Here is a 25555-nt window from a genome sequence, read left to right as displayed (position 1 = left end):
TCGCATCCAGATGTCAGTTTATTCCTTCGTCTGCAGCAGGACAGGCATGGCCTTGTCATAAAGTTGGCTTAACGAGATCATTCGGATCCGTGGTCGTCCGCAGCGATAGCCGATGAAAATCAAAGGCGTAGATATCATGTATGCGACAGAGAAAGTCGGGTCGTCGGTTCCGATCCCTTGAAGAGCTGGTGCTATCGGACGTCAGTTGACCGCAGACCGTCATGTCGCGCAGCGCGACCATCGGCCGGAAGACATTATGCAGGCCAACTGTTCGAGCGGGCGGGGAGCTGTCTCCCATTGACCCCGGAGGGACATTGCTGGGAAGAACGAAATCGGATCAACACAATGCGAGTTCCGCATCATCCCAATCGAGGCCGCGCCCATGACGCTCGCTGTCGCCGCTTTTGGGCTTTCCCGTTCGTTATCGCGCCAGATTTGGAAAAGGCATCCGCTTGAATGTCATAGATCGCACTCAAACTAGGAAATGCTCCACCAGATAGTCCACAAACACCTTGACGTTGAGAGCGAGACTTCTGCGCGCACGAAACAAGGCATGAATGTCGGCCTTGTCGCGGTGGTGATGGGGAAAGAGCCGAATGAGGTGACCATTGTCGACATCATGAGCCGCAAGGAAACTCGGTAACCAACCGATGCCCGCTCCGCCTAAAAGTGCGATACGTAGCGCGGCGGGGTCGTTCACCGACAGCCGAGGCGCCACGTCGACCTCGACGGCGCCACCCGGTCCGTCGACCTTCCAGCTTTTAGGTCCAGGTAATCCGCCCTTGTCGACTATGTCATGGCGCGCGAGGTCGGTGAGATTTTCGGGGTGCCCCATCCGTGCCAGATAGGCGGGGCTGGCGAACAGGCCGAATACGGCATGGCCGAGCTTGCGGGCCGTAAGGCTCGAATCCTCTAGCCGTCCGACTCGAATGGCAACATCGAAATCCTCACCGATGATATCGACGCGGCGGTTCTCCAATTCGAGCAAGACCTGTACCTGCGGGTAACGCTCGAGAAAACCTGGCAGCAAAGGCGCGAGCAGCGCGTGACCAGAGGTAAATGGAGCGCTCACACGCAGGAGGCCTCGCGGCACGGCGTTAAGCCGGCCGACCGCGGCTTCCGCATCCGCGAGGTCGCCCAGAATGCGTTTGGCATGCTGCAGGAACAGTCTGCCGCTGTCCGTGAGCGTCAGCTTCCGGTTCGAGCGCTGCATAAGCGTCACGCCTAGGCTCGCCTCCAAGCGCGCAAGGTCACGGCTGACTGTGGATTTTGGCTTTCCAAGGGAACGAGCGGCGCCGGTCACGCTCTTCATCTCGGCAATCTTGGCGAAGAGCCGCACCTGATTGAGATCGGAAATCATATGTTCTCTCATGGGAACATGATGTTCCAAAGTGGATACATTGTCCATTCCAGAGAACATAAATAGGTTTGTCATTGAATAGCAGAGGATCTTCACATGACAGATAAAACGACCATTCTTCTTGCGGGCGCTACCGGCATGCTTGGCGCAGGGATCGCCAACGTGCTGCTCGACCGGCCTGAGGCGAGGCTCCAGATACTCGTTCGCAAACAGACGCTCGAGGCGGGAACGAAGAAGGCCGAGCTCAATCGCCTGACAAGCCGTGGTGCAACTATCGTGGAAGGTGATCCGCACGAGCCTGCCAGCCTAGTTGCGGCGACCGGCGGTGTGGATGTTGTGATCTCGGCTGTCCAAGGAATGCGCGAGACCATCGTCGGCGGCCAGCTCGCGTTGCTCGACGCCGCCAAGCGCAATGGCGTCCGACGCATCATTCCCTCTGACTTCGCCATCGACTTGTTCAAGTTGGAGCCTGGCAGCCACCCCATGCTCGACTGGCGGCGGGAGGCAGACGAGGCGATCGAACGGAGCGGGCTAGAGCATATTCATATACTGAACGGCGCCTTCCACGAAGTGGTGCTCGCCCCCTTCTTTCAGGTCTTCGATCTGGACGCCGGCACGATCACTTATTGGGGTGATGGTGACACCGTCTTTGACGTAACTACGGTTGCCGATACGGCATCCTATACCGCAGCGGCAGCTCTCGACATCGGCCTTCCGAGCGGCAAGCTCTCGATTGCCGGCGATCAGATCACCATGAAGCAAGCCATCGCTGCGGCGGAAAAGGCTTTTGCTCGACAGTTCCAGGTGCGCCAGGTCGGCACGGTAGCGGATCTGGAACGCTGGATTGCCGACACCAAGGCGACCAACGCCGACTTCTGGGCCCCAATCGCTGCGCAATACCAGTGGGCGATGGTGTCGGGAAAGGCGAAGCTGACCGATCTCAGCAACGCCCGCTATCCTGAAATCACACCGACATCTTTCGTCGATTTCCTGATCAAGCAGGCCGGCAATCGCTAAGCGGCCAAGGAGTACGATCGATGTCCGTGGGAATGATGAAAGCATGGCGCATCCATGGCTATGGCGCGGCCGACGTTCTGATCTGCGACGACGTGCTCGTCCCGGAAATTGGGCCTGACCAAGTGCGGATCCGGACCTACGCAGCCGGTATCAACCCAGCGGACTGGCGCACCCGCAATGGGCATTTCAGCGCGATCCGGCCGGCAACCTTTCCGCTGACGCTCGGCCTTGATGTCGCCGGGACGGTCGAGCTAGCGGGGCCGCAAGTCCGTGGCTTCCGGCCCGGTGACAGAGTGATCGTTCGCGCCGAAGGCGCCTTTGCCGAATTTGTGGTGGCGAAGGCGGTTGACGTCGCTCATGCTCCGAATGCCATCCCGCTTGAGCATGCTGCCGGTATTCCGGTAGCAGCCGGCACCGCATGGTTGGTGCTGTTTGAAGCGGCGGCGGTCCGCCGCGGACAAACGATCCTGATTCTTGGGGCATCGGGGGGATCGGTACCTTCGCAACCCAGCTCGCCAAGCGCGCCGGCGCCAGGATCGTTGGAACAACTTCGGCGCGGAATGTCGATTTTGTGCGTTCCCTCGGTGCCGATGAGGTCATCGACTATCAGAAGGGCGAATTCACGAGCGCCCTTGCGCCGGTCGACACCGTTGTCGACCTGGTCGGTCCGACAGCGCAGGATACCGCATGGCCGCTTCTGCGCGAAGGAGGGCGTTTTGTCTCGATCGTTGCCCCTCCCGACAAGCAGAAGGCGGCCCATCGCAACGCGACGCCCATCTTCGGCCGCGGCCCACGGCCGATTGATGGAGACCTTCTCAAGGAGATCGTGAACCTTGTCGATCGACAGGAGCTTCGTGTCGTTGTTGAAACCGCGTTTTCTTTCTCAAAGGCACCGCAAGCGATATCGCTCAGTGAAAGTGGTCGTTCACGCGGCAAGATCGTCCTGACACTCCCATAATGAGAATATGGATTCGATCTGCAATATGGTAGTCTTCATCAAAGGTCTCTGGTTGAGTCATTCGGAGCAGAACCGGATATACGGGAAACGTCTGGAGCTATTGGCCTCTTAGCGGATTGGGTTTCTCCAAAAGTGCTGCAGCGGAAAAAGCACACATAGCCTTCAAGCGTTTCCTGGATGCCCCGTCTCTTGCCTGCATCGAAATTCCGATGAGAAGCGCCGCGACCGCGCTACCCAGCACGTCGGGATCTGTTCCGTCCGGGAGCTCTCCGTCCCGGACCGCGCGTCTCAGGCGCTCTATTATGGATGCTTCCTGAGCGCGCCGCCGCTCGGCAAGGAACTCGCGAACGGCTTCGTTTTCCACTGCGCTGCTGGTTGCGGCTGAAACGACTAGGCATCCACGCGGTTGCCCCTGTCTTGTGTACGTTTGAACAGCGTCGTCAAGCATGCGGATGATCGCTGCGCGGGCTGTCGGTTCCTCGGCGAGCGCTCTTCCGACAAACCCCCCTTCATTGGCTTCGTAAAGCGCCACGGCTTCCCTGAAGAGATCCTCCTTAGAGCCAAATGCAGCATAAATTCGAGCTGGCGCTAGGCCGAGAGTGGCGACGAGATCGGAAATCGACGTTCCCTCGTACCCCGTGATCCAAAAGGCGTCGCGCGCCTTCGCCAGTGCTTTGTCTCGATCGAACTCCCGCGGCCTCGCCATCGGATACTCCATTCTTGAGTGGTTGATAAATAATTTGCTTGACTCAAATTGGCAAGTAGGGATTCTTGAATGATCACTCAAGAATCATAGGAGCTTTTCGTGACTGCGTCAGATCAAGCACAATCAATAGCACCGACTGCACCGAGAACCCGCTCAGCCGGAAGGCGAGCGGCCATCCTGACCTTGCTCGCATTCGCCCAACTCATCATCGCTCTGGATCTCAACATCGTGTTCGTGGCACTGCCGGAGATCGGCGCTGGTCTCGGCTTTTCCGAACAGACGCTTCAATGGGTGGTGAGCGTCTATACCGTCTTCACCGGAGGCTTTCTTCTATTTGGTGGCCGTGCTGCCGACCTGATCGGTCAGCGTCGCATGTTCATTTTTGCGCTTTGGGTCTACGCCTTGTCGTCGCTTGTCGGCGGACTGGCCTGGCGTCCAGAGGTCATTATCCTAGCCCGTGCCGTGCAGGGCATCGGGGGGGCGTTTCTGTTTCCAGCGACCCTCTCACTTGTCAATCGCCTGTTTGCAGAAGGTCCCGAGCGCAACCGCGCTCTGGCCGTTTGGGGCGGCGCGGGTGCCAGCGGCCTGACGATCGGTTCTATTGCCGGCGGTTTTCTGACCGCGACCTTCGGCTGGCCATCGGTCTTCTACGTGAATGTCCTCCTCGCCGGTCTCGCGATCATGGCGGCCTTCTTTGTAATCCCGAAAGATCCAAAGCGGCACGAACATCGCAGCTTCGATCTGGCGGGCGCCATCACCGTCACCGCGGGCGCGACGCTGCTCGTCTTTGCTCTCGTGCAGGGACCAGAATATGGATGGACGGCGCCAAGCATTATTTGGAGCGCACTGGCCTCTCTGACTCTCCTGCTGATTTTCGTGACGATCGAGGCGAGAAGCTCGGACCCGCTTATGCCACTGCGGCTCTTTCGAAATGGCAGTCTGGTCGCTGGAATGGCCATCACCTTCCTCTACATGGCAACGTTCGGCACTTTGCCTTACTTTCTTACAGTCCTATTTCAGAATATTCAGGGCATGACAGCGATGCAGACCGGACTGGCTTTTCTCGTTCCTTCTCTTGCGATCGCCGCTGGAACTCAGATCGGCGAGCGGCTTGCGACATGGTTCACAACCCGGTTGACCCTTGTTGCCGGCATGGTCGTTGGAGTACTAGGCACAATTGCTATGATCCCTGGAGCCACGGTGGAAGCCGGTTATCTTGCCATCGTCCCCGGTGTGATCATTTCCGGAGTTGGCCAGGGCATTGTGTGGACCGGCATGTGGATCGCAGCCGCGTCCGGCGTTCATCATGACGAACAGGGTATCGCTTCCGGCATGGCATCGACAACGCTCAATGTGGGCAATGCCATCGGTCTGGCGATCATGATCGCGGTGGCCAATCGCCACACACAAGGACTATCCGGCGAGCCGCTCAAACTCGCTATGACGGATGGAATGCAAACGGCGTTCTGTCTTGTTGCGGCAGGTATCGCCGTGTCGATCCTGATTGCTCTCTCGCTTCGCAAACATACGACACTCGCTGATTAGGAAAGTGGGATCAGAGCGATCGGAGGAAGGTTGGTTCGGTGGTTTTCATGTCATGGCCACCGAACCATAGGGTCGAAGAGTGCCGGCGAGGGCTTTTGCTGCCTGGACAGAGGAGCCCTCGGCAAAGGAACGCATTCCCGAACGCGGTCAAGATAGCCCTGTCCTTCCGGGGTCATCGACGGCGTGCAGGAACTTAGATATAGCGGGTGCCGCCAATCGTGTTCGCTCCGCAATGCGCCACGCCGGTTCTGAAGGCGATAGCGGCGGCGTCCGCGCCGCCGCCTGGCTGAGGCAGCAGGGCAAGGTCGGCTGAGCTGCTACGGTGCGCGCTGCTGCGGCACTACCGGCGCGAAGGCGGTTGCTTTGATCTCGACCAGCCCGCCATCCGGGTTCAGTTCTGCCACAGCCAGCTCGACCGCGGCTGGATAGGGGGCAGGGAAGAATTCGTCTCGCACGGCCGCGATCGCAGCCAGTTGTCCGGCCTTGTCTAGCGCCAGCCGGTCGCTGCCGAGCACATGGAACATTTGCAGTTCCACCACGTCCTCAAGCCGCGCGTCGCAGGCGTGCAACAGCTCTTCGATCTGCCGAAAGACGCGGCGCAGCTCCGCGCGAAAGCCCTCCGCGTCCAAGGGATGCGGTTGCCGGCTGCAGGCAACGATGCCCGACAGGAAGACGAAGTCCCCAGCCCGGCGCGCCGGCGCGTAGTGGAACTGGTCGACATCGGCCTGCAGTCCGGATGGAATTGCCACCATGCCGGTGCGGGTTGTAACACTGCGGATATCCGATTGGAGATCCATTGAAGCGTCCTTTTTCATACACTTTGATGCAGAATTTCTGTCAATGATTGCGGCGTCGGTCAAGTGAATTATGGAGTGATTACTAAAGAATTTCCGATGGGTCAGCACGCCGTCAGCGCAATTGCTGAGGATTGTTGCACTCTTCACCTGCGGGCTCATTCTTCAGTTGCCGCCATCAAAGTTTTTTGTTCTGGAGCCAGCAGCCGATGACCTGGACGAGTTCGTCCTTCTCCAATGGCAGCCAATGCCTGCAGGACATGCTCGCCAGGGTAAGGTTTCGACAGGCTGCACGCATCGGGTCGCCCTGACGATTTGCGTTGCTGCTGCAGATCAGATCGAAATCGCCGTTGACGAATAATGCCGGCAGCCACGGCGTGGTCATCCAGACCAATGACCTTCCAACGGTTAAGCCCACGACAAACGTGACATTACCGTCCTACGAAAAACCCCGCCAGCAAACGCCAGCGGGGCTCTCCAAATCAAACCGGTCCTAAATCTTAGAACTTCACGCCGACGCCGACGCCGACAACGTGCTGGTCGAGGTCGGCCTTGATGCCGACAATGTCCTTATCGCCGTAGCTGTTGAAGCGGTATTCGGCGCGGGCGAAGATGTTGTTGGTGAAGGCGTAGTCCACGCCGGCGCCGATGGTCCAGCCGTTGAAGGTCTTCGTTTCCTTGTCGCCGGGCACCTTGATAAAGCCGCGCGTTGCGGTCCAGCCACCGGTCGCGTAGATGAGCGTGCGGTCGAACGCATAGCCGAGGCGCCCGCGCACCGAGCCGGTAATATCCGTGCCGACCTTTACCTTCGTGCCGAATACGTCATAGCTGTTGGAGTTCCAATTGCGGCCGATATCGCCGTCGATGCCGAGCACGACATTGTTGTTCAGCTGATAGTTGAAGCCGGCAAAGCCGCCAGCGAAACCGCCGTTGAAGTTATCCGAAGCGCTTGCGCCGGGAACGCTGAAATCGCCCTTAAGCCAGCTTCCGCCGCCGTGCACGCCGACATAACCGCCGGTCCAGGAAAAGCCCTCAGCAGGCGCGGCAACTGGGGCACCGGGCGTCGTCAAATCGGCTGCATGGGCAGAAAAGGCGAGAGTTGATACAGCGATCACGACGGATGCGAAAAGGGATTTCATTCTTCTTTCTCCTCAAGATTGTTCTTACTACGGTCGAACGCAGAGCCACCCATATACAACCCAGAGACAAACAATGCTGTGTTGAAGTTGCCACAATACACAATTAATAGAGGTAAGGAGTAGTAATGGATCCATTGAGAAAAACATCTTATTACTGTTCACTAATACATGGGAAGTATCCAGTGCACTAGGGGGAGAGTAGATTAGAAGCCCTCCCATTACATCCATCCTGGCCCGGGAGAAAAGCCGCTATGTCCAAGCTACGTATCACCGTCTTTTGGAGACTGTAGAAACCGCTCTTCCGGACTGGGTCAACGAGGGAGAGGTTCGCGCTACAGGGGTTCCGTTCACGGCCCGAACCCCCAAGCGCAGATCGCTGCGGCGCAACAAGGGATTGGCATGACCCGACTGCCCTGCTTTGTCGGAGATGCCGATCCCCTGCTGGCGAGAGTTCCGCCCTTATATTCGTAAAAGACGTTCTCGCAGAACGACACGCGCTGGTCATTGACCGGAAGGCCGAGAAACTCCCCGGTTGGACTAATGTCAAATTCGAGGCGGCTCGCCAGCGTATTGTTGTCTGAGACCAGGATGTCGACTGTGTAGTACAAGTCGGGGATCTCATGAGCCTCTTTCTCCCGCGCCCGCCGATATGCATCAAGGCCGACGATCTCTCCGTTGTAGGCGACATCGGTATTGACGTAGTCCGCCAGGCTGCCCCAGTCCCGGTTATTGAGGCAGTCGATATATTCTTGATACAATTCCGAAAGTGGGGCCGTCATCTCGTTCCTCCTGGGGCTTCAACTGATCTGCTGGTGGATCCTAATGACAGCGTTCGCGAACTCCTCGGGTTGCTCCTGCGGCACGTTGTGTCCGGCGTTGACGACGCGGTGTTCATGGAAGCCGACAAACATTTTTGCATGGTGCGACGTCCCACCGGGCTTCAGGGGATCACTGGTCCCGTCAATGGTGACAGCCGGCACGGCGATTGCAGGCTTCTGGGCCAGTCTGACCTCGAACTCCTGCATCGCCATCTCACCGGCCTCAAGGCCGAAAGAATGGCGATAGCAGCTAATGACGACGTCCGCAAAGTCAGGATTTTCGAACGCCTCGGCCGACCTGGCAAACGTCGCATCATCAAACCGCCAGGCTGGAGACCACTCGCTCCATAGTATCCGGCAGAGATCCCGGCGGTGTTGCGACAGGCACTCGCGTCCACGCTCCGTCTGGAACAGGTGCTGATACCAGAAGACTTTTTCCAATGCAGGAGCCACAGGGTGCCGTTGCCCGTTGACGTCAATGATGTCGTAGCCAGCATAGGATACCAAGCCGCCGATCTGTTCCGGCCATAGGGCTGCCGCCACGCATGAGGCATTTCCGCCCCAGTCGAAGCCGCCAAGAATGGGCCGCTTGATCCCAAGCGCGTCGATCAGTTCGACGATATCAAGGCCGCGGGCAGCTTGCTGTCCGCTGCGAGGCGTTTCGTCCGACAGGAAGCGCGTCGGTCCGAAACCACGAGTATACGGTACAATGACCCGCGCTCCGGCCCGCGCCAAAGTCCGACCGACTTCATCGAACGCGTGCACGTCGTATGGAAATCCGTGTGAGAGAACGACCGGCCAACCGTCGGGCGCCCCGTGTTCAAGGTAACCGATGGAAAGGGTGCCCGTCTCAACGGTCTTCGTGGCTGTTCCGTTCGCCGCGCTCAACGCTTGCCTCCCTCAACCCTTGCGATGAACGTCCGCAGGTCCGCGAGCATCAGTTCCGGTTGCTCGAGCGCCGCGAAGTGGCCTCCCTTGGCCAACTCACTCCAATGAACGACGTTGTAGGTCCTTTCGGCAAGCGATCTAGGTGGAGGGAGGAATACCGGATCGGGAAACGCAGCTACGCCCATTGGGACCTCGATGCGGGTGCCTTCCGGAAATGTCTGCGATCCCTCCAGACGCTTGCCGTGATAGATCCAGGTCGAAGTGACAACCGATGACGGTGCCAGGTAGAGCATGATGTTGGTCAGCAGTTCATCTTCGGAGAACTTGCTCCAGAGATCTGGACTACCGTCTGCCATCGTACCCAGGTCGGCCCATTTGCCAAATTTTTCCAATATCCATCCAGCCGCTCCGACCGGGCTGTCGGCAAGCGCCACCCCCAGCGTCTGCGGGCGAGTCTCCTGTTCGTGATTATAGCCCGTCTCCCAGTCCAGGATCACGGCTCGCCTTCTGACCAGGTCCTCCTCTTCCGGGGTAGTCGGGACAACATCCTTGGCCAGGACACCGACCATGTTAAGGTGGAACCCAAGCAACGCGTCTGGCTGGCTATAAGCCATCCAACTTGCGATCCCTGCGCCCCAGTCTCCTCCCTGCACGACGTAACGGCGACCTGGAAACAGCCTCGTCATCAGCAGATGCATCAGTTCGGCTGCCCGCCGTGGTCCGATGACGCCCGTGATCGGCTGTGAAAACGCGAAACCGGGGAGGGAAGGGACGACCACGTCGTGCCCGTCCGCTACGAGCGGGTCGATTAGGCGTTCAAACTCGAGATAGGATCCCGGCCAACCATGCAGAAGGAGGACGGGTGACTTGGAGCCGTCGCCTTTGGCATGGAGGAAGTGAATCCCTTCGCCCTCCACATCCGTCTTGAAATTCGGAAGCCGATTGAGACGCTGCTCGACCTCACGCCAGTCGTAGCTGTCGAGCCAGTAGGCTACCAGGCGCTTGAGGTCACGCACTCCGACCCCTGCCGACCAGCCGCCGACGTCGGCAAGCTGAGACCAGTCATACGCCTCGACCTTATTGCGGATCGCAGCGAGGCGTTCATCGGATATGTGGATCTTAAATGGCGAGATCATCCTGTTTTGCCCTCCAACTTATTCGACCGCGAGTTAGCTCCACGAACGGAAGGTTGCATCATTCGATCAGACGCAAAGATGGGCTTTTCTTTTGTCCTGTGTATCCCATCTTTCCGCGAAAATCTTTTGCGCAGGACGCATAAATGGGTGGAATGGAAGTGACAGGTGATCTTGAGATGTTCACGTTAGTCGCCGAAGCGGGAAGCTTCTCCGCGGCCGGCCGCCGGCTCGGTCTTGCGCCATCTTCGGTCGCCAGGATCGTCGATCGCATCGAAGCAAGGCTTGGGGTCCGGTTGCTGCTGCGCAGTACTCGATTGCTGACAATTACGCCGGAGGGCACCGCTTATCTATCGGCGGCGCGCAGAATTCTCGCGGATCTCCGCGAAACCGAGCAGATGATCTCCGACCGGAGTTCCCCGCGCGGTCGTCTTCGGGTGACCACGTCCATCCAGTACGGGAGACTGTCGCTGGTCCCGCTTCTGGGCAAGTTTATCAGGCGGTATCCCGGCATTTTGCTCGACGTCAACCTCACCGACACGATCGTGAACATCGCCGCAGGGCAAGCAGACGTTGGCATCCGCTTCGGTCCCGTGACCGACGAGGCGTTGACCGCGCGAAAGCTCGGCGAAACGCGCAAGGTGATCGTCGCATCCCCGGAATACCTCGCACGTCGAGGCACGCCGCAGGTTCCAGAGGACCTTCATGATCACGACTGCCTAGGGTTCAACTTCAAGCGAGCCGCCCCAACTTGGCCGTTTCGGAAAGACGGGCTCGATTATCGTTTGACTATCAAAGGCAGTGTAGAAGCAAACAATGGCGAGACGCTGGGGCAACTCGCCGCAGAGGGTGTCGGAATTACGCGCGTGGGAACGCAGACCGTCGAGGACGCAATCCGGTCTGGACAACTCGTGCCGCTTCTCGAGGAGTTCAATCCCGGCGAAGTGGAAGAGATCCATGCGGTATTCGTCGGCGGAGCCCACATGCCGGTGCGTATCAGGTGTTTTGTTGACTACCTCGTCGAAAATTCACACCTGCTTGGCACTGGCCGTCCAGTACGTGTGGATTAGGCGGTACAGCCGCCCCATGTCTAAGTCTACCTAATGGGTGTGCTGTCCACCTGTAGCGGACATTTCTCTGGGGCACGGCTATCTTGTTCTTTATGGCAAAAGGTTTGCGCTGCTCGAGGCGTTCACGTTGAAGCCAACAGTAAGCGCCTGATTAATCCGTTCAAACTGCCTACGTTCGGGCTTCCAGAATGAGTTTCAACAGGACACGCAATCGGTCCAGCGCCTGCTTGGCGCGTGGGTATCCGCGCCATCACGCAGGCAAGTCTTCGCTGCGCGACAGGGGTCATCGCGCCAGGATGTCGCGCCGCTGTACCGTTCCGTCGGCGCAATATCCGCGGCGGCCGGCCGGAGGCGGCGCAGGAAGAGATCGAAAGGGTGGCAAGATGGCGAGCGCCGATGGCTTCATTGCCGACCTTGCCGACAGCGAGGGCCGCAAGTTTATGACGCCTTCGTCGGCGATCGCGGCATCAAATTGCCGGGCGGTCAGCGCCGGCGGGTGGCTATCGCTCGCGTGCTCCTGAAGGATGCATCGATCTTAGTGCTCGACGAGGCGACGTCGGCCCTGGACAGCGAATCCGAAGCAGCCATCCAGGAGAAGCCCAATCTTGTGATGGAGGGAAAGACGGTGATCGCGACCGCCCACTGCCTTTCGACCGTTAGCAGCGGCTCCAGGCGCTGGATATCGGCGGCCGATGCCAAGGCCAGGCAAGCAGGTGTGCGCGTCCGCATGCCGGCCGCCAAGGCGCAAGCCATGGTGCATGGGCTGCGGTTCGCCGATGCGGATCCAGCGGCCGGTGCGGAAGCGCTCCAGCGGATCGCGCCCTGGTCCCTCTCGCAATATTCCCCGATCGTAGCCGTCGATGGCGCGGACGGTATCGTCATTGACACCGATGGCGCCGGGCCTTGGACGGAATTTTAGCGAGGCTAAAGGTTGGCAAGGACAGCGAGGAAGCGCAACACGCGGCGGCTATCATTATCGAGCTCTACCGACAAGGCGTGCATAACGACACGCAACTCATAGAACTGGCGGCGGTGGCGCGAGGAGTAGGCAATCCAGATTGATCGCCAAGAGGAAAGACTCGACTCCTTAAGCTTTCTCTGTTGCAGTGTTTTTCATGACGAAGTCCCCGCGTAAGTCATCAAAACCACTTCTCGCCTCCTCTGAAATGCCGCTGCGAAGCCAGCCGCGCAAGGCCCGCGACCCAGCCCAGCCCCGGTTGCCCCTCATCTGCCTCAATGAGGCTCAGAACTATGCTTTGAGGGCGCTCCTTATCAAGGTGATTACGTTTCGCACATCGTTTGGTTGATCGCGGGTCGGTGAACACGTCGATCTCATCCCTGGCCGGCGCGAAATCAGTCCTCATACTCGCAGAGGGCAAATGCTCCCTGTTGAGCGCGCAACCCGAAACGACGTCGGGAGTGGCCTAGAGACAACGTTTCGTCAGGTTGGCAATGAATCCAGGATCGGATCAGGCTTGAAAATCTCCGGTCCAAAACGGAGGCGGCCGTCAAACGGCCGGATGTCTCGTAAATCCAGGCTGTCGAGCGCGAACGATACGTGGGGTGTGGTCTCGGTAAAACCACGTCATCCCCGCCCGGCGAAACTCAGCGTGACGGCGGGAAAGCTTGACGGAACCAAGGCCAGTACGACGATGCCTCCAAAGTTCAGTATAGCTCTTCGTTGGCTCGCGCGGATCGTCAAATCGTCCGCGGCGGGTACCAGCTGCCGCCAAACGTTCGTCTCGTGGAATTTTCCGACGGTAACATGCAAAGCGGTCGCCGGTACGATCTCCCGGAAGCCCTCGGTGATCGCCCATTCAATCAAGTCGTTTCGATTAAGAAGTTCCCTGATGACGAACATGGGCTTCTTTCACAGGAGTTTCAGGAGGCGCTTATCTCTCGGTCTCTAACTGATTACAAAAATTTATGAAATCGGGAACGGGATCTTTGGTTCGATTCTCATCAAGAGCGGGCATCTCGACAGCGGCGCTATACTATGTTCGAGAAAATAGTATAATGAGGATCAGGGTGGATGGTGACCGGTATTGGAGGAGTTGAGGCTATAGGGCAATCCGCCTTACGGTGGCATAAGCCTGCGCCTACCGTATATCTATGCCGCCTTGAATGTTCAGGGGCCATTTTGAAGAGGGCGAGCTCCGCCTGGTCATTTTGGACAGGCTTTGGCGCCGAGAAGCGCTCAGTGCGCTAGCCGAGTTCGGCCAAGGCTGCCCCTAACGCTGATACCGGCATTGCTTCCACGTCTTGCTTCATGGGGAAGATCTCCTGTCCGGGGTAGACGACGATCCGTCGCAGCGGATTCAAATCCTCGCACGCAAGATAGAAGCCCTTTTCGAGTCTAGGCGACAGACTACGCTTGATTTCGATGGCCCACGGACGATTGCCCGGTGGCGTGAGGAGCAGATCGATTTCGGCGCCGGCGGATGTCCGATAGAAACTACTCTGTGTTCCGGCCGGTGCTGCAGCAATCAGCGTCTCGATAACGAAACCTTCCCAACTTGCACCGGCGACCGGATGGCCGAGCAGATCCTCCTGAGTGGTCAACCCCAAGAGAGTGTGGGTGATGCCACTGTCGCGAACATAAACCCGAGGCGATTTTACGAGACGCTTTCCAACATTTGCATGCCAAGGCTCCAGACGTCGTACGAGCAGCAGATCAACCAGCAGGTCGAGATAGGAGGCAACGGTCTTGCCATCGACGCCAAGCGCACGTGCAAACTCTGCGGCGTTCAGAAGTCCGGACTGATGATGCGCGAGCATGGTCCAGAAGCGCCGCAATGTCTCCGCAGGAATACGAGGACCGAGCAAAGGAATATCTCGCTCCAGATACGTACGAATAAAGTCCTGCCGCCATCGCTGGCTTGCGCGATCGGTTTGAGCGAGTAGACTGTCTGGGAAACCCCCTCGTAGCCATAGCGTATTTAGTTCGTCAGCTGGTACTTCGATGCCGTAAACGGGGCCCATTTCAAGATAGGCTATACGGCCAGCGAGCGTCTCACCCGACTGTTTCAATAAGTCAATGGATGCTGACCCAAGCAGCAGGAACTGCGCCGCTTTTCTACCACTTCGACGGCCGCGGTCGATAAGTCCGCGCAAATTCTGAAAAAGATTAGGAAGCCGGTGAACCTCGTCCAATATGACGAGCTTGTCACTATGTTGGCTGAGATATAGTTCCGGTTCGGCGAGCTTGGCACGATCAGCATCCGATTCCAGGTCGAGATAGATCGAAGGCCGATGGTCGGCTATGGAGAGTGCCAACGTCGTTTTTCCGACCTGACGCGGCCCGATGAGCGCGACAGCTGGGCGCGTATCGAGGAGTTCGTTCAGTTCGGATGATATTCGACGGTTAATCATCCTTGCATTTATGGAATAAAACTCCAGAATTGCAAGGAGAAAATAGCGCGCGTCTCTCGAGAATCCGGACGTAGCGCTACAAAAACAAACGCGCCGCCCGTCCGTTCTTTCGCTCCGCGTTGTTATAATAGCTCGCCGCCTGCGCCACGGCTTGTGCAGGGATTGCTGCATGCCTCCTTCAAAGGGATGCCGCGATTGGCCGCCCTGGTCAGATATCCGGATCGCAGTCCATGCGCCAAAGAGCTCCGGATCCAAACCGGCCTGGCTGCACCGCGTCTTCAGGATCAGATTGACCGACTGCGGCGTCAGCGCCGGCCGATCGATATTGCCCCATTGGTCGATGCGGCGGAACACCGGTCCGGTATCGATTCTGGCTTCCTCGATCCACCGCTTCAGCGCTTCGATCGGCCGGCCGATCAAAACGACGACGTGCGTGCGGTCGTCCGCCGTTGTCGTCTTGGTGCGGCCGAGAAACCGCGATCGGCACGTCGTTGCAGTTCGCCGGTGGAGGCCGCAGGCCCGCGGGTCGGACATTCTATCGAGGCAAAGTCGATACATGCCTTTGGAAAATTTGAGGAGTGAAACACTTTGTAACCACAGGGTCGTCGGTTCGACTCCCATCAAGAGCAAAGAGATAGACGGTAGTGTAGTGCGCGCTCCAATGGGTGGGTCAAACAGGTAGGATCATTCGTATAAGCAGCCCTCCCTCCGCAGGAAGTTCGGCTTCTACGTGTCCGCCATGGCGTGTGAAGGCGTGCTTCGTTATCGCCAATCCGAGGCCAAATCCGACGGTACCTGCGGATAGGTCCCTTCCGCGCCGGAACGGTTGAAAAATTGCATCGAGAATATCTTGAGGAACACCGGAGCCTTGATCGCTTACGCTGATTATGAAGACTTGGTCTTCTATCTTGGTGCGGATGAGAACCTGTGTATCTGATGGCGAATATTTGACGGCGTTTCGCACGACGTTTTCTATCGCTCTATAGATAAGCTCGCCATTGACGGATGTCACGCAGGACTCGGCTCCCTCATAGAATAGGGATATGTTGCGCGGAGCGCTTTCAAACGCGCAATCATCGGCGATCTCGCGAATGAGGTCGACGACATCCAGGATCTGCCGCTCGAGTGGCTGGCTCTCCGTTGCTGTCAGCCTGGCGAGGGTCAGGATCTCGCCAACGAGATCATCCATTCTTGCGATTTCCCGTTCGAGACGTTCGGTCATCGCATGCAGCCGGTTGGGATTTTTGCTTAGAAGGCCGATTGCGGCCTGCAGTCGAGAAAGAGGGGAGCGGAGTTCATGTGAGATGTCGTGAAAGAGGCGCTGCTGGACATCCTGAAACTCTTGCAGTCGCGCGGCGGTGATATCAAAATCATGAGCAAGCGCCGCAATCTCGTCCCTCTTTCGATCAATCTTGTTGCCGATCCTTTTGTCGAACTGGCCCTGCGCCAGGGCACGCAATCCGATCCTCAACTGCTCCACCGGCCGTGTTAGATATTGGGCCAGCCAATAGGCTGCGAATGCGGCAGCAAACATCGCCGAAGCCCAGGGAATGAGCTTCGGCAAATTGCGTGACAGAAAGCCGATTTCCGGTACCTCGGCGTTCAGTTGATAGCAATGGTCTGCATTGACCACCCGTCTTTCAAATCTGTCCGTTGCCTTGATGGCGCATTCCACGGGCGCGCCGATAGCCTTCAGTTTCAGGTGAACAGGTGGGGATGTCTGTGCAACAACGGACAGGAATTGTTCTGCCACATCAATCCCGCCCGTCGCCAGCAGCCTTGCCCCTGTGTCGAGCGCGAATGATGTCCGTTCTTCGCGCAGTTCCTCGGTGGGCGGCAACAATCTGAAGACATAGCTGATCGCAAACAGCACCACGATCGATATTGCCGTCGTGAACCATACGATCGCGAAAATTCTCCAAAATAGCTTTCGCATCAAGGCTCCTGCACCAATTGATATCCCTGACCGCGGACGGAACGAATCCAAGACGTTCCGTCATCCCGGGTGCCGAGCTTTTGGCGGACGCTGCTGATATGTACGTCAATGCGACGATCAAATGGCGTGAGAGGTCGGCCGAATGCGCGCCGAGAGATTTCTTGTTTTGGTACCAATTGCCCGGCGTTGCGCGCCAACACTTCGAGGATATTGAACTCGGCACCCGTTAGTTCCAGCGGCTTGCCTTGCCATTGGGCAGTTCGACTGGTCGGATGTAAGGCTAGGTCGCCGGCGTGAAGAATACTCTCGTCACCGAGCCTGCTTCCTCCTCGCCTGAGAATGGCGCGAATGCGAGCAACCAATTCACCGGGAGAACATGGCTTCGCCACATAGTCATCCGCGCCAAGGTTGAGTCCAGCAATCCGGTCGATGTCATCTCCCTTTGCTGTCAGCATCAAGACGGGCACATTGCCTAGCCGACGGATGCGTTGCAGAGCGTCTATGCCGTTCATTCGCGGCATCATCACGTCGAGAACGATGATATCCACCGATTGGTCGGCGGCACCAGCTATGCCAACACGGGCATCTTCTGACGTCTCAACCTGAAAACCCTCCTCCACAAGATATTCGCTGAGAAGGGTCGTTAGCTCGGTGTCGTCATCGATCAAAAGTACTTTCGCCATCTCGGGTTCCGTGTGCATTGCGTTGGCACGAATACACGCAACAACGTCGATCGGAAGAAGTTTTACACAACTTTACACTTCCTTAACGTCTCTTAACATCACAGCCGCTATCAGAGGTCCGTCGGCAATTTGCTTTGGAGCCTCGTATTGACTGAAACAACTAAATCCCCTTCGCGGTCTCCATATACCATGCCCAAAGAGGGAGCGGCATCAGATCGCGACGGCGAGTCTCGCAGAAGCAAGCTTGCGGCTACAACACGCGACAGGTGCCGAAGCTCAACCATAGGAAGGAAGATGTACCAGTTTAGCGCTCCGCTTCTTTTGGCTGGCGCACTCAGCAGTTGTGTCGTCGGCCCAGACTACCAGAAGCCAAGCCTCTCCATGCCAGCGAGCTGGCACGCTAAGGCGCGAGACAATTCCGACAAGCCGCCGGCGCTTGTGGAATGGTGGAAGCAAATGAAAGATCCCATCCTGGATGATTTCATTGCTCAAGCCGTCGCCGCCAATCTCGACCTCGCCACAGCAAAGGCGAAGATACGGGAGGCTCGTGCGACTTATCGCGAGCAGGTTGGCACACTGCTTCCGACGATCGAGGGCACGGCTTCCGCGACACGCAACCGCACGGCCGCATCCGGTAGCACGCCCGCCACCATCTACAACGACTATCAACCAGGTTTCGATGCCAGCTGGGAGCTTGACCTGTTTGGCGGCAACAAGCGTACGGCGGAGGCTGCAAAATACGGCGTCGATGCTGCGGAAGAGGACCTGCGCGATACACTGGTCACCCTGATTGGGGATGTCGCTACCTACTACGTTCAGGCGCGCGAATATCAGCAGCTAGGGGAACTCGCTAAAGATTCGGCAAAATCGCAGAGCCAAACGGCTGCGCTGACGCGTACGCAATATGGGGCCGGGAGTACCTCCTTGGTCGATGTGACCAAGGCCGAAGCGCAAGCGGCTTCCACCCGCGCCGACGTTCCTTCCTATGAAATTTCCTATGCCAAGTCAGTCAATCGACTTGGAGTCTTGCTTGGCAAGTCGCCGTTGTTGCTTGAGGCTGCACTTGGCAAAAGGCAAAGGCTCCCGATTCCGCCGGCGACAATATCCGTCGGAATACCTGCCGACATTTTGAATACCCGCCCCGACGTGCGCAAGGCAGAACGCGAATTGGCGCAGGCTACGGCAAAGATCGGCGAAGCAGAGGCCAATCGTTATCCGTCGGTGAAGCTTACCGGCTCCATCGATTCTTCCGCCGCGAGCATCTCCGATCTGGGTAAGAAATCCACCATCGGATGGTCGTTCGGACCATCGCTTACGATTCCAATCTTCCAAGGCGGCCAGTTGAAGGCAGCTGTCGACGTCGCCAAGGCGCAGCGGGATCAATATCTCTTCTCCTATCAGTCGGCCGTACTCTCCGCCATGGAGGATGTTCAGAACGCAATCGTTTCCCTTAATCGATCAAGAGCGCGTTCGGCGGATTTGGCAAAGTCCGTCGAGGGCTATCGTGCTGCCGCCAAGCTTTCCAAGCAGCTGCAGATTGCCGGCGAAGGTGATTTGTTCGACGTCTTGGATGCCGACCGGTCCTTGTATTCCGCCCAGACAAATCTCATCGAGGCCAAGGCCGATATCGCTACCTATTATGTCTCGCTCAACAAAGCGCTCGGAGGCGGGTGGACTGGTCCGATCGATATCTCCCATCCGGCTGTCAGCGATTTGCAGGAAGCTCCGCACTTTCAGGTAAAGCAATCCACCCCATGACTATTTCTCTCAGGACCTATCAGAGACATGCATATCTCCGCGAGCGCCTAAAGCGTCTTGCATACGGAGCTTCATTCGCAATCATATCGATGTGCATAACTGGAGCACCTCACGTTGCGGCGGAAGAACAGGGGCAGAGCCAAGGAGCCGCGGCACTAACCGTCGCCGCGGTCAAGCCTTCGACCCAGGATTGGCCTGAGGCTGTCCCCGCGAGCGGATGGTTGAAGCCTTGGAACGAAGCCGTAATTGAATCCGAAACGAGTGGTTTGCGGATCACCGAGGTCCTTGTCGATGTCGGGTCCGTCGTCAAGAAGGGCGACCTTCTCGTCCGGCTGAACCAGGACACCGTGCTGGCCGATCTGCGCAAGGAGGAGGCGGCCGTTGCGACAAAAGAGGCAGATCTGGCAAAGGCGAAAATCGAGGCGGATCGCGCCCGACAAATCGGAGGCTCGGGCGCATTGTCCGACCAAAAGAAAGTCGAATACCTAACCACGGAGCAGACCGCCAAGGCGGATCTTGAATCCGAACAGGCTGCGCTTGAGAGCGAGCGAATAAAACTTGAGCAGACCTCCATTCTCGCGGTCGACGATGGCATCATCACCTCGCGATCGGCCTCGCTGGGTGCTGTCGTCTCGACCGGCACGGAACTCTTTCGCCTTATTCGTCAGCAACGTATCGAATGGCAGGCTGAGGTGTCGGCTCAATATCTCCTGCAAGTGAAGCAGGGTCAGACCGTGGAAATCAAGGGACCGAACGGACAGACGTTTCAGGGGGTGGTCAGGCTTGTCGCGCCGACCGTCAGCAGCGATACAGGGCGTTCGATCGTCTATGTGGAATTGCCGAAAGAGCCTCAGCCCCGCGTCGGTCTCTATGTTTCCGGGAACATAGATATCGGTACGAAAAGAGCTTTGACCGTGCCCGAAACCACTTTGGTTTTCAGAGACGGTATCAATTATGTCTTTACAATCGACCAAGCGAACCGGGTACATCGCACCCGTGTCGATGTTGGTCGCCGCGAAGAGAACCACGTCGAGATCACCGCCGGTCTCTCGGGCGATGAGACGCTTGTTCGATCTGGCGGGGCCTTCCTCTCGGAAGGTGCGCTTGTCACTGTTGAAGGGGCGGCAGAATGAACATTTCCGCCTGGTCAATTCGCAACCCCGTGCCCGCCGTATTGCTGTTCGTGTTGTTGACGGTTTGCGGCTTGCTCGCCTTTTCGAAGCTCCATGTCCAGAATTTTCCGGACATGGATCTGCCGACCGTCAAGATCTCGGCATCGCTTGAAGGTGCTGCGCCAACCTAGCTCGAGACTGAAGTCGCGCGTAAAATCGAGGACAAACTCGCCTCCCTCAGTCTTCTCGATCACATCACGACGACGATTACCGACGGATCTGTATCGATCAGCGTCTCCTTCAAGCTCGAGAAGAACAGCGAAGAAGCGTTGAACGAGGTGCGGAATGCCGTCGATAGCGCCAAGAGCGATCTTCCGTCTGAAATGGACTCGCCAACCGTCTCCAAGGTGACGGTGCAATCTTCCGTTCTCCTCACCTACGCGGTTCGCTCCAAGCAATTGAATGAGACGGAGCTTTCCTGGTTTGTCGACAACGACATGACGAAGGCATTGCTCTCCGTCGGCGGCGTGGGAGAAGTCGACCGGCTGGGCGGCGTGGACCGTGAGGTTCACATCGACCTCAATCCCAGTCTCATGACATCCCTCGGCATCACCGCCTCGGATATTTCGTCACGCGTGAAATCCGTTCAATCGGACAAGTCCGGCGGTCGTGGCGATATCGGTTCTGCGCGTCAAACCGTGCGAACCCTCGGCGCCGTTCCTTCCGTCGACGATCTGGCAAAATTGCCGATCCCGTTATCAAACGGCCAAAGCGTACGCCTGGATGAAATAGGCAAGGTCACCGACAGCTTCGAGGACCGCTCCTCCCTTGCCTATCTCGATGGGGATCGCGTGGTCGCTGTCGAGATCAAGCGTTCAAACGGCTTTTCCGATACGGCCGTTGCCGATGACATTCAGGCAAAGATGAAGGAATTTGCGTCGAAGCATCCGGAAGTTGAGATTGTTCAGGCCTATACAACGGTGAATCCCGTCATCGAGAACTATGACGGCTCGATGCACATGCTTTATGAAGGCGCCATTCTTGCGGTTATCGTCGTCTGGATATTTTTGCGTGACTTTCGTGCGACGTGCCTTTCGGCAATTGCTCTCCCGCTCTCCATCATACCGACATTCCTGGCCATGCACCTGGCCGATTACAGCCTCAATACGGTCACGCTTCTCGCGCTGTCACTCGTCGTTGGCATTCTGGTGGACGACGCGATTGTCGAGGTGGAAAACATCGCCCGTCATCTTCAGATGGGCAAGTCGCCCATGAATGCGGCACTTGAGGCGGCCGACGAAATCGGACTGGCAGTCATCGCAACGACCTTTACCCTGGTCGCCGTATTCCTACCGACGGCGTTCATGGGCGGAATTCCGGGCCTGATCTTTCGGCAATTCGGCGTGACCGCTTCCGTGGCGGTATTGGCGTCGTTGCTCGTCGCCCGTTTCCTGACGCCGATGATGGCGGCATATTTGATGAAACCCCACCACGTTGCGAAAGGTGACGGCCCGATCATGCGGGGTTACATCGCAACGGTGAAAATCTGCCTCAATCATCGCAGATTGACGCTGCTCGTTACCGGGATACTGCTGATCCTGTCCCTGTCGACCATTCCGTTCATGCGAACAGGCTTCTTTCCCGCTTCCGACGACGCGCAGACGCAAGTCAGTCTGACGCTCCAGCCTGGCAGCACGCTGGATGAAACGGACGCCGTGTCTAAACGGGCGAGCGAGATTATTTCGAAACTGCCCGATATCATGCGGGTCTTCAGCGCCGTAGGGAGCTCCACAAGCGGCAGCGGACTGGATTCGACAACGACAACGGATGTGACGAAGGCTACTCTGGTCGTGAACCTCAAGGACATTGGTCAGCGGGAGCGGAAGCAATCCGCAATAGAGGACGATATTCGGCACGCGCTTTCCGTGCTGTCTGGCGTGCGCGTCGAAGTCGGCACCGGAGGCAATGGCACGAAGTTAGAGCTAACGCTTGCAAGCGATGATTCCAATGCCCTGGAACAGGCGGCAAGTGCGCTTGAAGAACAGCTTCGAGGATTGAAGGGTATTGGAGCCGTGACATCGAGCGCCTCCCTGCAATCGCCTGAAATCCAGATAAGGCCCGATTTCGCCAAGGCTGCCGCACTGGGTGTGACATCTGAATCGATCGCGGAGGCGGTGCGCATTTCGACCAACGGAGACTACTCGAACGACTTGGCCAAGCTTAATCTGCCGCAGAGGCAGATTGCCATTCGAGTCCGCTTCGATCCGCAATTTCGCAGGGATATCGACGCGATATCGCAGATCCAGGTTGCCGGCACAAACGGCAAGGTGGCTTTGGGAAGCATAGCGGCGATCACGATCGGAGGCAGCCCTTCGGAAATTGATCGGATCGATCGTGCCCGAAACATCACGCTGTCGGTAGAGCTCAATGGGCGTATTCTTGGGGATGTGAACAAGGAAGCGCAGGCTCTCCCCGCACTTCAGCATTTGCCGCAAGGCGTTTACCAGGTGGAGCAGGGGGAACTTCAGCGCAGTTCGGAGCTGTTTGATAGCTTTGGCACCGCAATGGGAATAGGCGTCTTCTGCATCTATGCCGTGCTCGTGCTCCTCTTCCATGATTTCTTCCAGCCTGTCACGATCCTGATGGCGCTTCCGCTTGCGCTTGGGGGAGCCTTGTTTCCCTTGGCCGTCACGGGCACCAGCTTCTCGATGCCAGCCATTATCGGGCTGATATTGCTGATGGGGGTGGTGTCTAAAAATTCCATTCTCCTAGTCGAATACGCGATTATGTCGCGGCGACAGGGAATGGCGCGCTTCGACGCATTGGTGGATGCTTGCCATAAGCGGGCCCGGCCAATCGTCATGACAACAATTGCGATGGGTGCAGGCATGTTGCCGGTTGCTTTGAGCCTGACAGGCGGAGATTCCAGTTTTCGACAACCGATGGCAATCGTCGTAATTGGCGGTTTGCTCACCTCGACGTTCCTGAGCTTGCTTGTCATACCGACCATCTTCACTTTCATAGATGACTTCGTTTGTCTCTTGAAGCGGACCTTCATTTCTAATCGCACCCAACCTGCAGAACTGCCTCATCTGTCAGACGTCCACGACAGAGCAGTAAAGAAACGGCGCAATCCAAGCTAATCTTGGCTACTCACATAGCTGCCGCACGCACGTTGATAAGGTGCCTCAGTGTATGTGTTGATTTGCGGCGAGAACTGACCCGGGATTGGAGTGAACCCTTCGGGTTGGACCACGGGAAACGGAAAAACTGATACGCTCTGTGGGCCTCAATCAGAGCCGGAAGGGTCACTCCAGATTGGTGGATATTATCACTGAGATTTGAACCCCCGGGTCAGTTCCCACCGCAAATCAACAAAGACTGAATGGATCAACGTCAAATGAAAATACGGGCCGGAACGTTGTGAAACTCGACACCTTGGGTTCGTAAAGCAAAGTCTGCGCTTGTGGCGTGTCGATAACTCCTACTCAAGCGTGACGTCACCGTGCGCGATCGCGAGTGAGATCAATGACAAAAACTCAAAGATCCAATTGCCCTCGAACCAGGATTCTGCCAAAACCACGATAGTGCACAAATGAGCAAGGCTTCACACTTATGCCACGTCGACCACTTCAAAAGCTTCAAGCATCGCTTGTCGCGAGAAGATTTTATATCCAACAGCATACCAAATCTCAAATCGCGGATGAATTGGGAATTTCCCGCTTCAAAGTTGCGCGTCTGCTGGATACAGCTCTTGCCGAGGGCATCGTCAGGATTGAGATCAGCGATCAGGGCGACCTCGATACCGAGCTTGCTGAGAAGGTACGGCACAAATTTGGCCTGAACGCCGCGCTGGTGCTCGATGGTCCCGACGTTCATGCGGGGGATCTTTTCGAACCTCTGGGCCTACTTGCTGCCGATTTCCTGGAGGAATCGCTGATCGATGGCCAGCTCTTGGGTATATCGTGGGGGCGGACTCTCTCGGCGACGGCAAAGGCTCTAACAAAGCTTCCCAAGGTCGATGTTGTCCAGGCCGGGGGTAGTCCGGCGGGTCTGGATCTCTCGCAGAATCCGACGGAGCTGGTACATCGTTTCACCCGCGCCAGTGGTGGGACAGCGTATCCTCTCTTTGGCCCGATGTGGGTTGATGACTCGGAACTAATCGCGCGCCTGCGCAATGAGACCTCGATCGCCAATGCCATGTCCCGATACGACAAGATTGATGTCCTTGCGGTCGGCATCGGATCGTGGCGGCCGCAGGAGTCGTGTCTCAGCTCCGGCTTCCCGGACGACTGGCGGCGCGATGCACTTAAGAAGAATGTGTTCGCCGATGTGTGCGCCACGCTGATTGCCGAAGATGGCGCGCCTGTTCCAAGTCCGCTTGAACATACTGGACTCTGCCTCAGCACCGAGCAGCTCCGCAAGATTCCCGAGCGGATCGGAATCGGAGGCGGTCTTGAGAAGGCGGACGCGATACGGGCAGTATTGAAGGGTAAGTGGATCACCACGCTCATCACGGACGCTGGCGTAGCAAGAAAACTGATCGAATCCAAATAGCGCTCAAATGAGCGCATAAACACTCACTTGACGAAAACTTGAGCATGACATATGAGTCTCCTCATCAGGGAGGCTCACATGCAGCTTGAAGAAGATTGGCTTGGCCGCGCCAAGCAGGTTATCGGTGCGAATGCGGCAGCAATTCTCGCAACGCTCGAAGGCCTCAACGACACGTTCATTGTCGTCGCCAGAAAGTTCATAGAGTGCAAGGGCAAGATCCTCGTCACCGGAAGTGGTACATCGGGCGCGATCGCAAGTCGCGCCGCGCATCTACTTTCCGTCGGTGGGACGCCTGCCTTTTACCTACCGCCGGGTGATGGTCTTCATGGCGGCTTGGGCGTCCTGCAGAAAGACGATCTTGTGCTTGCGCTGTCCAAGGGCGGAAGCTCTGGCGAGCTCAACGATTTTTGCGCGCGGGCGAAGTCGCTCTGCTCGGGCTTGGTGTCAATCACCGCAGATCCCAAGTCCACACTCGCCCAGCTTTCGGATGACGTGATCCTCCTGACGCTGCCCGCAGACAGCGATCTGGGCGCTGTCGTTGCGACCGGAAGCTCGCTTGCTGCGGCTGCCGTCACCGATGCACTTGTCGAAGTCTGCCGCGTGGGGCGAGGATACGGATGGGATAAGCTCCTGTTCACGCATCCGTCTGGTGCGGTTGGCCGCGACGCGGAGAAGAGTCTCGAACGGCTGCAGACGGCGGAGGGTTGAT

Annotated in this window: 19 protein-coding genes and 7 pseudogenes; 13 read left to right on the top strand and 13 right to left on the bottom strand. The window is 57.5% G+C overall.

Annotated features, from left to right (window positions below):
* Nucleotides 1-472 precede the first annotated feature (472 nt).
* Nucleotides 473-1360, bottom strand: a complete 888-nt coding sequence (locus tag JJQ51_RS19745) for a LysR family transcriptional regulator (protein ID WP_162748847.1) — start codon at nucleotides 1358-1360, stop codon at nucleotides 473-475.
* Nucleotides 1361-1456: 96 nt separating this feature from the next.
* On the opposite strand from JJQ51_RS19745, the gene JJQ51_RS19740 reads away from it, so the two are divergent.
* The 3 genes and pseudogenes from JJQ51_RS19740 (at nucleotide 1457) to JJQ51_RS19735 (ending at nucleotide 3335) form a co-directional block, all read left to right on the top strand.
* A complete protein-coding gene (locus JJQ51_RS19740) occupies nucleotides 1457-2377 on the top strand; it encodes an NmrA family NAD(P)-binding protein (RefSeq protein WP_269245160.1) in 921 nt (306 codons plus the stop codon).
* A 20-nt stretch (nucleotides 2378-2397) separates the two neighbouring features.
* Nucleotides 2398-2730, top strand: a pseudogene (locus JJQ51_RS32940) (alcohol dehydrogenase catalytic domain-containing protein); the annotation flags it as partial.
* A 128-nt stretch (nucleotides 2731-2858) separates the two neighbouring features.
* A complete protein-coding gene (locus JJQ51_RS19735) occupies nucleotides 2859-3335 on the top strand; it encodes a zinc-binding dehydrogenase (RefSeq protein WP_331275829.1) in 477 nt (158 codons plus the stop codon).
* A 97-nt stretch (nucleotides 3336-3432) separates the two neighbouring features.
* Here JJQ51_RS19735 and JJQ51_RS19730 read toward each other — a convergent pair whose 3' ends face one another.
* A complete protein-coding gene (locus JJQ51_RS19730) occupies nucleotides 3433-4041 on the bottom strand; it encodes a TetR/AcrR family transcriptional regulator (RefSeq protein WP_113353612.1) in 609 nt (202 codons plus the stop codon).
* Nucleotides 4042-4140: 99 nt separating this feature from the next.
* Here JJQ51_RS19730 and JJQ51_RS19725 point away from each other — a divergent pair, with 99 nt between their 5' ends.
* Nucleotides 4141-5586, top strand: a complete 1446-nt coding sequence (locus JJQ51_RS19725; protein ID WP_269245159.1) for an MFS transporter — start codon at nucleotides 4141-4143, stop codon at nucleotides 5584-5586.
* Between the two features lie 317 nt (nucleotides 5587-5903).
* Here JJQ51_RS19725 and JJQ51_RS19720 read toward each other — a convergent pair whose 3' ends face one another.
* From JJQ51_RS19720 to JJQ51_RS19710, 3 genes are all read right to left on the bottom strand, one after another.
* The gene (locus JJQ51_RS19720) at nucleotides 5904-6383 is read right to left on the bottom strand and encodes a Rid family hydrolase (RefSeq protein WP_113353613.1); all 480 of its coding nucleotides are present in this window, start codon (nucleotides 6381-6383) and stop codon (nucleotides 5904-5906) included.
* 175 nt (nucleotides 6384-6558) lie between these two features.
* Nucleotides 6559-6774, bottom strand: coding sequence for a hypothetical protein (locus JJQ51_RS19715; protein ID WP_269245158.1), 216 nt, complete (start codon nucleotides 6772-6774; stop codon nucleotides 6559-6561).
* A gap of 106 nt (nucleotides 6775-6880) precedes the next feature.
* Nucleotides 6881-7519 carry an outer membrane protein gene (locus JJQ51_RS19710; RefSeq protein ID WP_183813604.1) on the bottom strand — a complete coding sequence of 213 codons (639 nt, stop codon included), beginning with the start codon at nucleotides 7517-7519 and terminating at the stop codon, nucleotides 6881-6883.
* A 298-nt stretch (nucleotides 7520-7817) separates the two neighbouring features.
* On the opposite strand from JJQ51_RS19710, the pseudogene JJQ51_RS19705 reads away from it, so the two are divergent.
* A pseudogene (locus JJQ51_RS19705) lies at nucleotides 7818-7975 on the top strand (LysR family transcriptional regulator); the annotation flags it as partial.
* A 47-nt stretch (nucleotides 7976-8022) separates the two neighbouring features.
* On the opposite strand, the pseudogene JJQ51_RS19700 reads toward JJQ51_RS19705, so the two are convergent.
* The 3 genes and pseudogenes from JJQ51_RS19700 to JJQ51_RS19690 all read right to left on the bottom strand — a co-directional run.
* Nucleotides 8023-8298, bottom strand: a pseudogene (locus JJQ51_RS19700) (ester cyclase); the annotation flags it as partial.
* A gap of 18 nt (nucleotides 8299-8316) precedes the next feature.
* Nucleotides 8317-9225: an alpha/beta fold hydrolase gene (locus tag JJQ51_RS19695; RefSeq protein ID WP_269245157.1), complete on the bottom strand. Its 909-nt coding sequence runs from the start codon at nucleotides 9223-9225 to the stop codon at nucleotides 8317-8319.
* Nucleotides 9222-10361 (bottom strand): epoxide hydrolase family protein, encoded by a 1140-nt coding sequence (locus JJQ51_RS19690; RefSeq protein WP_269245156.1) that lies wholly within the window; start codon nucleotides 10359-10361, stop codon nucleotides 9222-9224. The genes JJQ51_RS19695 and JJQ51_RS19690 overlap by 4 nt, the downstream gene beginning before the upstream one ends.
* 143 nt (nucleotides 10362-10504) lie before the next feature.
* Here JJQ51_RS19690 and JJQ51_RS19685 point away from each other — a divergent pair, with 143 nt between their 5' ends.
* From JJQ51_RS19685 to JJQ51_RS32845, 3 genes and pseudogenes are all read left to right on the top strand, one after another.
* Nucleotides 10505-11428 carry a LysR family transcriptional regulator gene (locus JJQ51_RS19685; RefSeq protein WP_269245155.1) on the top strand — a complete coding sequence of 308 codons (924 nt, stop codon included), beginning with the start codon at nucleotides 10505-10507 and terminating at the stop codon, nucleotides 11426-11428.
* A 240-nt stretch (nucleotides 11429-11668) separates the two neighbouring features.
* A pseudogene (locus JJQ51_RS19680) lies at nucleotides 11669-12101 on the top strand (ATP-binding cassette domain-containing protein); the annotation flags it as partial.
* A 6-nt stretch (nucleotides 12102-12107) separates the two neighbouring features.
* Nucleotides 12108-12326, top strand: a pseudogene (locus JJQ51_RS32845) (DNA polymerase Y family protein); the annotation flags it as partial.
* A 687-nt stretch (nucleotides 12327-13013) separates the two neighbouring features.
* Here the strand turns inward: JJQ51_RS32845 and JJQ51_RS19670 are convergent.
* The 5 genes and pseudogenes from JJQ51_RS19670 to JJQ51_RS19650 form a co-directional block, all read right to left on the bottom strand.
* On the bottom strand, nucleotides 13014-13289 hold the full coding sequence (locus JJQ51_RS19670; protein ID WP_269245154.1) for a hypothetical protein: 276 nt from the start codon (nucleotides 13287-13289) through the stop codon (nucleotides 13014-13016).
* 344 nt (nucleotides 13290-13633) lie between these two features.
* A complete protein-coding gene (locus JJQ51_RS19665) occupies nucleotides 13634-14800 on the bottom strand; it encodes an ATP-binding protein (RefSeq protein ID WP_269245153.1) in 1167 nt (388 codons plus the stop codon).
* Between the two features lie 76 nt (nucleotides 14801-14876).
* Nucleotides 14877-15286 (bottom strand): annotated as a pseudogene (locus tag JJQ51_RS19660) (tyrosine-type recombinase/integrase); the annotation flags it as partial.
* Nucleotides 15287-15470: 184 nt separating this feature from the next.
* Nucleotides 15471-16736 (bottom strand): HAMP domain-containing sensor histidine kinase, encoded by a 1266-nt coding sequence (locus tag JJQ51_RS19655; RefSeq protein WP_269245305.1) that lies wholly within the window; start codon nucleotides 16734-16736, stop codon nucleotides 15471-15473.
* A complete protein-coding gene (locus JJQ51_RS19650; protein ID WP_269245152.1) occupies nucleotides 16736-17419 on the bottom strand; it encodes a response regulator transcription factor in 684 nt (227 codons plus the stop codon). Before JJQ51_RS19650 ends, JJQ51_RS19655 begins: the two co-directional genes overlap by 1 nt.
* A 294-nt stretch (nucleotides 17420-17713) precedes the next feature.
* Between JJQ51_RS19650 and JJQ51_RS19645 the strand changes: the two genes are divergently transcribed.
* The 5 genes and pseudogenes from JJQ51_RS19645 to JJQ51_RS19625 all read left to right on the top strand — a co-directional run bounded on the left by JJQ51_RS19645 (nucleotide 17714) and on the right by JJQ51_RS19625 (nucleotide 25554).
* Nucleotides 17714-19177, top strand: coding sequence for an efflux transporter outer membrane subunit (locus tag JJQ51_RS19645; RefSeq protein ID WP_269245151.1), 1464 nt, complete (start codon nucleotides 17714-17716; stop codon nucleotides 19175-19177).
* 89 nt (nucleotides 19178-19266) lie between these two features.
* Nucleotides 19267-20310 (top strand): efflux RND transporter periplasmic adaptor subunit, encoded by a 1044-nt coding sequence (locus tag JJQ51_RS19640; RefSeq protein ID WP_269245150.1) that lies wholly within the window; start codon nucleotides 19267-19269, stop codon nucleotides 20308-20310.
* Nucleotides 20307-23432: pseudogene (locus JJQ51_RS19635) on the top strand (efflux RND transporter permease subunit). Before JJQ51_RS19640 ends, JJQ51_RS19635 begins: the two are co-directional and overlap by 4 nt.
* A gap of 472 nt (nucleotides 23433-23904) precedes the next feature.
* A complete protein-coding gene (locus tag JJQ51_RS19630; protein ID WP_269245149.1) occupies nucleotides 23905-24846 on the top strand; it encodes a sugar-binding transcriptional regulator in 942 nt (313 codons plus the stop codon).
* Nucleotides 24847-24924: 78 nt separating this feature from the next.
* Nucleotides 24925-25554 carry an SIS domain-containing protein gene (locus tag JJQ51_RS19625; RefSeq protein WP_269245148.1) on the top strand — a complete coding sequence of 210 codons (630 nt, stop codon included), beginning with the start codon at nucleotides 24925-24927 and terminating at the stop codon, nucleotides 25552-25554.
* Nucleotide 25555 lies beyond the last annotated feature (1 nt).

The organism is Rhizobium sp. AG207R (assembly GCF_027109195.1).
GTDB classification, from domain to species: domain Bacteria; phylum Pseudomonadota; class Alphaproteobacteria; order Rhizobiales; family Rhizobiaceae; genus Rhizobium; species Rhizobium dioscoreae.
This window is presented reverse-complemented; position numbering and strand designations above follow the sequence as displayed.